The following is a 6,019-nucleotide window of genomic DNA, read 5'->3' as shown; positions in this document are numbered from 1 at the left end:
TTAGAGCCTGAATTATTTGCCGCGTAATTTGTATTAGCGTTGTTTCTTCCAGGAATAGTTATTTTTTCTCCTACTTTTAGTATAGAATAGCCGTTAAGTCCATTGTATCTCTCTATAGTCGATAGAGATACTCCGTACTTGGAAGCGATTCCCATAAGCGTATCGCCCGGTTCTACGGTATAAACGGTATTAGAACCGGAAGTATTTGCCGCGTAATTTGTATTTGCGGTATTTATCCCCGGTATTGTTATTTTTTCTCCTACTTTAAGTATGGAATAGCCGTTAAGTCCGTTGTACCTTTCTATAGTTGATAGGGGCACTCCATACTTGGAAGCGATTCCCATAAGCGTATCGCCCGGTTCTACGGTATAAACCGTATTATTCGCAGGCCTTGAATAAGCCGTATATTTTATTACAGGTTGATTAGTCGTATATCTTTTAAGATTTTTGAAATTTTTTAAGAATTTACCGTAATCGCTTGCAGGAATATTAAGCATAAACTCGGGATCGTCCGGCGGCGTAACGTTTCTTAAAAGTTCGGGATTCATCTTCTGCAATTCATACTCGGAAACGTCTATGCATTTAGCCAAATCGTAAAGGCTGACCGAATAAGGCACTTTTACCTGTTTAAATTTTATAGGTTTTTGATAATTAATGTTGTGGAAGCCGAAATTTGCCGGATCTTTTGCAATAATTGCCGCCGCAATAATTTTAGGAACGTATCTTCTTGTCTGTCCAGGCAAAAGATAAGGTTTGTTCTGCGATATAGACCAGAAATTACCGCCGGGATCAACGGATAAAGCTCTTTCTATAGTTAATTCTCCGCTGTTATAAGCCGCCGCCGCAAGATACCATGAGCCGAATTTGTTAAATAAATCTTTCAAGTATTTTGCAGCTGCATATGTAGATTCCACAGGATTTCTCCTTTCATCGACCCACCAGTTCATCGTCAGACCGAATAATCTGCCGGTAGAAGGTATAAACTGCCACATTCCGCTTGCGCCGGCGTAAGAATATGCGGTGGGCGAAAAACCGCTTTCAACCATTGCAAGATAAGCGAGATCGTTAGGAAGACCTATTTTTTTAAAAATTTTTTTTATCATGGGTATATATCTTTCCGATCTTGAAAGCGCATATTTAAAAAAATCACGTCCCGTAGTCTGATAATAATGAATGTAATGTATTATTTCCTTATTTATAATCATAGGAAATATATGGGTCATATTTTTTTGATAATTCGAAAAATCGCCTTTTTTTGCAAGCAGACCGGATACAGCTAAACCGCCCGATGAGTTTAGCTGTTTAATGGAGGCGTCGGCAACAACCGCCGTTTTTTTTGCCGTTTCATGTTTTTTCGGCTTTATTTTTTTTATAAATACCTTATTGTCCTGAGAACTATTATTTGTATTTGCGGAAGAAACAATAACTACTTGTGCGGCGCCGTTTTTTCCGCTAATTTTATTTTTATTAAGCTTACTCGTCGTAAATCTTATATTTAAAAAACTGCCCGTATATTTTTTTTTATTAGATTTAGATTTGGAAGCATATGAAGGAACGGTCAAGATAAAAAAAGTTAATATTAAAAAGGCTAGTATAGAAAAACAAATTTCTTTAAATTTATGAATACTGCGCATATTTTCCATTTATATTGTAAAGGTTAAAAGTTAAAATTATATGTCATATACTTATATTTAATAGATAAAAAAATATCAAGCAAATAAATACATCATAAATTATAATGTCTATATAACGAAAAGTCAAATTTTAAAAAAATTTTATAAAAAAATATAAATCTTTAGAAGTATAAAAATACATTAAATCCTTGACTTTTTTTATTAAATTTGTTTTAGTATATAATGTTTTAAATTTAATTTTATAGTTATAATTTTTTCAAATTAATTTTAATATTTTAAAGGGGTTTAAAAATGCAAAAAAAGTATTTATTGGCGCCCGGACCTACGCCGGTGCCCGAACGCGCTTTAGCCGATATGTCGCTTCCTATAATTCATCACCGCGCTCCCGAATATTCCGTCATTCTGCAGGAAGTCAGAGATAATCTTAAATTCCTGTTTCAGACTAAACAGGAAGTATTAATTTTTACTTCAAGCGGAACAGGCGCTATGGAAGGATGCGTTACAAACCTGCTTTCAGCCGGCGACCATGCACTTGCAGTCAGAGGCGGAAAATTTGGGGAAAGATGGTTCGATATATGCAAGGCATACTCTGTTAACGTAAAAGCTATAGACGTGGAGTGGGGACATACCGTTTCGCCGAAGTCTATAGAAGATGCATTAAACGAAGACCCTGAAATAAAAGCCGTTTATATACAGGCATCCGAAACGTCCACGGGAGTCTTTCATCCTGTTAAAGAAATTGCCGATATCGTTAAAAAAAGACCTAATACTATTCTCGTCGTAGATGCTATTACGGCGCTTGGAGTAACAAATATTCCGCAGGACGAATGGGGAATTGACGTAGTCGTTACCGGTTCCCAGAAAGCCCTTATGCTGCCCCCAGGACTCGCTTTTGCTTCTTTGAGCGAAAAAGCATGGAGTTTCGTAGAAAAATCGACTCTGCCGAAGTACTATTTTAATTTTAAAAAAGAAAAGAAATCATTGGAAAAAAATCAGAATGCATATACTCCCAACGTTCAGCTTATAGTAGGATTAAGGGAAATATTAAGGGAAATTAAAGAAGAGGGATTGGAAAAAGTATTCAAAAGACATGCAAATCTTGCAAATGCCGTCAGAGTTGCCGTTCAGGCTATGGGATTAAAACTTTATACGGTAGACGAGCCTTCCAACGCTCTTACGGCCGTATGGGCGCCCGAAGGTATGGATGCCGGCAAAATAACAAAGCTTATAAGGGAAAAATACGGTATTACCATAGCAGGCGGACAGGATGCCGCAAAGGGCAAGATATTCAGAATAGCGCATCTTGGATATGCCGGATGTTTTGACGTTATAACGGCAATATCTGCATTGGAAGCCGTATTAAAAGAATTAGGATATAAGTTTGAAATCGGCAGCGGACTTAAAGCCGCGCAAAAGGCTTTATTCGGCGAATAAATAATTAAATATGACGGGGACAGAATTAAATTCTGTCCCCGTCGCAATAAAGTAGGACGGAATTCAATTCCGTCCCGTAACAAAATATATAGGAGATAAATAATATGTTTAAAGTTATCGTAAGCGATAAACTTTCCAAAGAAGGTATCGACATATTAGCGAAAACAGGTAAAATTCAAGTTGACGTTAAAACCGGATTAAAGCCCGAAGAGCTTAAACAAATAATCGGAGAGTACGACGGCATAGTAATAAGAAGCGCAACCAAGCTCACAAAAGACGTTTTAGAAGCCGCTAAAAATCTTAAAGTTATAGGAAGGGCCGGAAGCGGATTGGATAACGTAGATAAAGCCGCAGCTACAGCCGCAGGAATAGTCGTTATGAACACGCCCGGCGGAAATACGGTAACGACGGCAGAGCTTACTTTCGGCATGCTTATGGCTATGTCTAGGTATATACCTCAATCTTTTCTTTCTATAAAGGAAGGCAAATGGGAAAAAAGCAAATTTCAAGGTACGGAAGTTTACGGAAAAACTTTAGGTATTATCGGAATGGGCAATATAGGGCAGGTTCTTTATAACCGCGCAAAATGTTTCGGCATGAATCCTATCGGTTACGATCCTCTTTTATCTAAAGAAAAAGCAAAAGAACTTGAAATAAATCTCGTCGATTTAGACGAAATATATGCAAAATCGGACTATATAAGCGTTCATACGCCTTTAGTCAAAGAAACGAAAGGCATGATAAACAAAGAAACTATAGCCAAGATGAAAGACGGAGTCAAACTGCTTAATATAGCAAGAGGCGGAATAATAAACGAAGCTGATTTATACGAAGCTCTAAAATCAGGCAAGGTTTCAGCCTGCGCGTTAGACGTATTCGAGGTTGAACCGCCGGTAAATAATCCGCTTTTGACCTTAGACAACGTTATTGCAACGCCGCATCTTGGAGCATCTACCGAAGAAGCGCAGACAAACGTGGCAGTGGCAATATGCAACCAAATTGCCGACTATCTTATTAACGGAACTATAAAAAATGCGGTTAACGTTCCGTCCGTAACAAAAGAAGAGGTCGATATTATAGGTCCTTACCTCAATCTCGGCGAAAAAATAGGCAAACTGCTCGGCAATATTATAACGGGCGGAATTACCGAAATTAAAATAGATTATAACGGTGCGGTATCTAAGCACAATATAAGCGCTATAACGCCTAACGTAGTAAAAGGCATTCTTTATCCTATACTCAGAGAAGACATTAACTACGTCAATGCCGTGGAGGTTGCAAAAACAAGGGGTATATCGGTAGTAGAATCAAAATCCGATCAGGCATTAGATTATACCAGCACCATATCTATTTCCGCGAAAACAGACGTTAAAACTTTCACTATATCCGGAGCGATATTCGGCAAGAAGAATCCATGGATAGTAAAAGTGGACGATTATTCAATCGAAGCTATTCCGGAAGGACATATTCTGGTTATTTTTAATCTGGATAAGCCAGGCGTTATTGCATCTATAGGAAAAGTACTCGGTAAAAATAAAATTAACATTGCAAGGATGCATCTCGGAAGACATTTAGATAAAGCCATCTCTATTTTACAGCTTGATTCAGAAGTTAAAGGCGAAGTAATTAACGAGCTAAAATCAGAACCTAATATAACGGAAGCTAAATATTTAGAGTTATAGTGAACAAGAAAAACTTGACGTTTTCTTCTCAGCCGCCTCCCGGAACCAGAGATTTTTTAATTGCTGAAACGGATAATATCGACAGGGTTGCAGATACGCTTCTTGACGAATTCTCTAGATGGGGTTACGGAAAGGTTATAACTCCAAGCATAGATTTTTTAGACGTGTTTTTATTGAGTTCTAAAGCACGCGAACTTTTTAAAGTTGCCGATATAAGCACCGGCGAGATGCTGTCATTGAGAAGCGATTTTACTCCTCAGATAGCAAGGTTAAGCTCGGCATTAAAAAATTCGGTCGCCCTGCCTTATAAGTTTTCTTACTGCGGTCCGGTTTTAAGGAATTTAGACCCGGTTCTAGGCAGACCCAGAGAAATATGGCAAGCAGGGGTAGAATCGGTCGGACCGGAAAGTCCCGAAAGCGATGCAGAGCTCATAATAATGGGCATTGAATCTTTAAAGCGGCTCGGAGTTGAAGATTTCAGCGTAGACATAGGAAACGTAGAATTTTTTAAAGGAATCGTATCCGACATAGACCGCGCCGTAAGAGAAAAAATAGAAGAATTTATTTTAAGAAAAGATTCTTCGGGCTTAAACGTTTTTCTTGACGGAGTTTCTATACCGCAAAAAAAGAAAGAAGTTATAAGCGAGCTTCCGTTTATTTTCGGCGAAAAATCCGTTATAAAAAAAGCATGGAAAATGGCTTCCGACGAAAAGTCGCAAGAAGCGTTGGAAACCCTTGAGCGGATACTTTCGTATATAAAATATTATAAGTTAGAAGAATATATAACTATAGACCTTGGCGAGATAAGAGGGTTAAACTATTATACCGGAACAATATTTGAATGTTTTGCGCCCCATGTAGGTTACGAAATTTTCGGAGGCGGAAGATATAACAATTTAATCGGCAGGTTCGGCGAGAATTGTGCCGGAGCGGGTTTTGCAGTAAATCTCGATACTTTATGCAGATATGGCGATTTTTCGCAAAGCGGATTTAAAAAAAGAGATTTTCTTGTTTTTAATAAAACGGCCGACAAAAAACCTGAGGTCGAAATTATTTTATTTTTGCGCAAAAAAGGATATGCCGTAGAAACAAATTTTATGAACTACGGATATTTAGAGACCGTAAAATATATGAAGGAAAATAGAATAAAAAAAATTATAAACATAACGGAAGACCATATTTTGTTCGGCGATATAAATACCGGCAAAGAAATAAAATTTAAAAATATATCGGAACTTAAAAAATTTACCGAAAATATATAAAATTATA

General features: G+C 37.5%; 4 protein-coding genes. 3 read left to right on the top strand and 1 reads right to left on the bottom strand.

Annotated elements, in window-relative coordinates; translation table 11 throughout:
* The coding region (locus EVJ48_03760; protein ID RZV39809.1) for a LysM peptidoglycan-binding domain-containing protein at nt 1-1,643 on the bottom strand (1,643 nt) is incomplete at its 3' end.
* A 282-nt stretch (nt 1,644-1,925) separates the two neighbouring features.
* On the opposite strand from EVJ48_03760, the gene EVJ48_03755 reads away from it, so the two are divergent.
* The 3 genes from EVJ48_03755 to hisZ all read left to right on the top strand — a co-directional run bounded on the left by EVJ48_03755 (nt 1,926) and on the right by hisZ (nt 6,012).
* Nucleotides 1,926-3,068, top strand: a complete 1,143-nt coding sequence (locus EVJ48_03755) for an alanine--glyoxylate aminotransferase family protein (GenBank protein RZV39808.1) — start codon at nt 1,926-1,928, stop codon at nt 3,066-3,068.
* 104 nt (nt 3,069-3,172) lie between these two features.
* Entirely contained in the window at nt 3,173-4,750 is a 1,578-nt protein-coding gene (locus EVJ48_03750; GenBank protein RZV39807.1) for a phosphoglycerate dehydrogenase, read from the top strand.
* A complete protein-coding gene (hisZ, locus tag EVJ48_03745; protein ID RZV39806.1) occupies nt 4,735-6,012 on the top strand; it encodes an ATP phosphoribosyltransferase regulatory subunit in 1,278 nt (425 codons plus the stop codon). Before EVJ48_03750 ends, hisZ begins: the two co-directional genes overlap by 16 nt.
* The last annotated feature ends 7 nt before the right edge of the window (nt 6,013-6,019 follow it).

The sequence above is a fragment of the Candidatus Acidulodesulfobacterium acidiphilum genome (genome assembly GCA_008534395.1).
Lineage (GTDB): Bacteria > SZUA-79 > SZUA-79 > Acidulodesulfobacterales > Acidulodesulfobacteraceae > Acidulodesulfobacterium_A > Acidulodesulfobacterium_A acidiphilum.
This window is presented reverse-complemented; position numbering and strand designations above follow the sequence as displayed.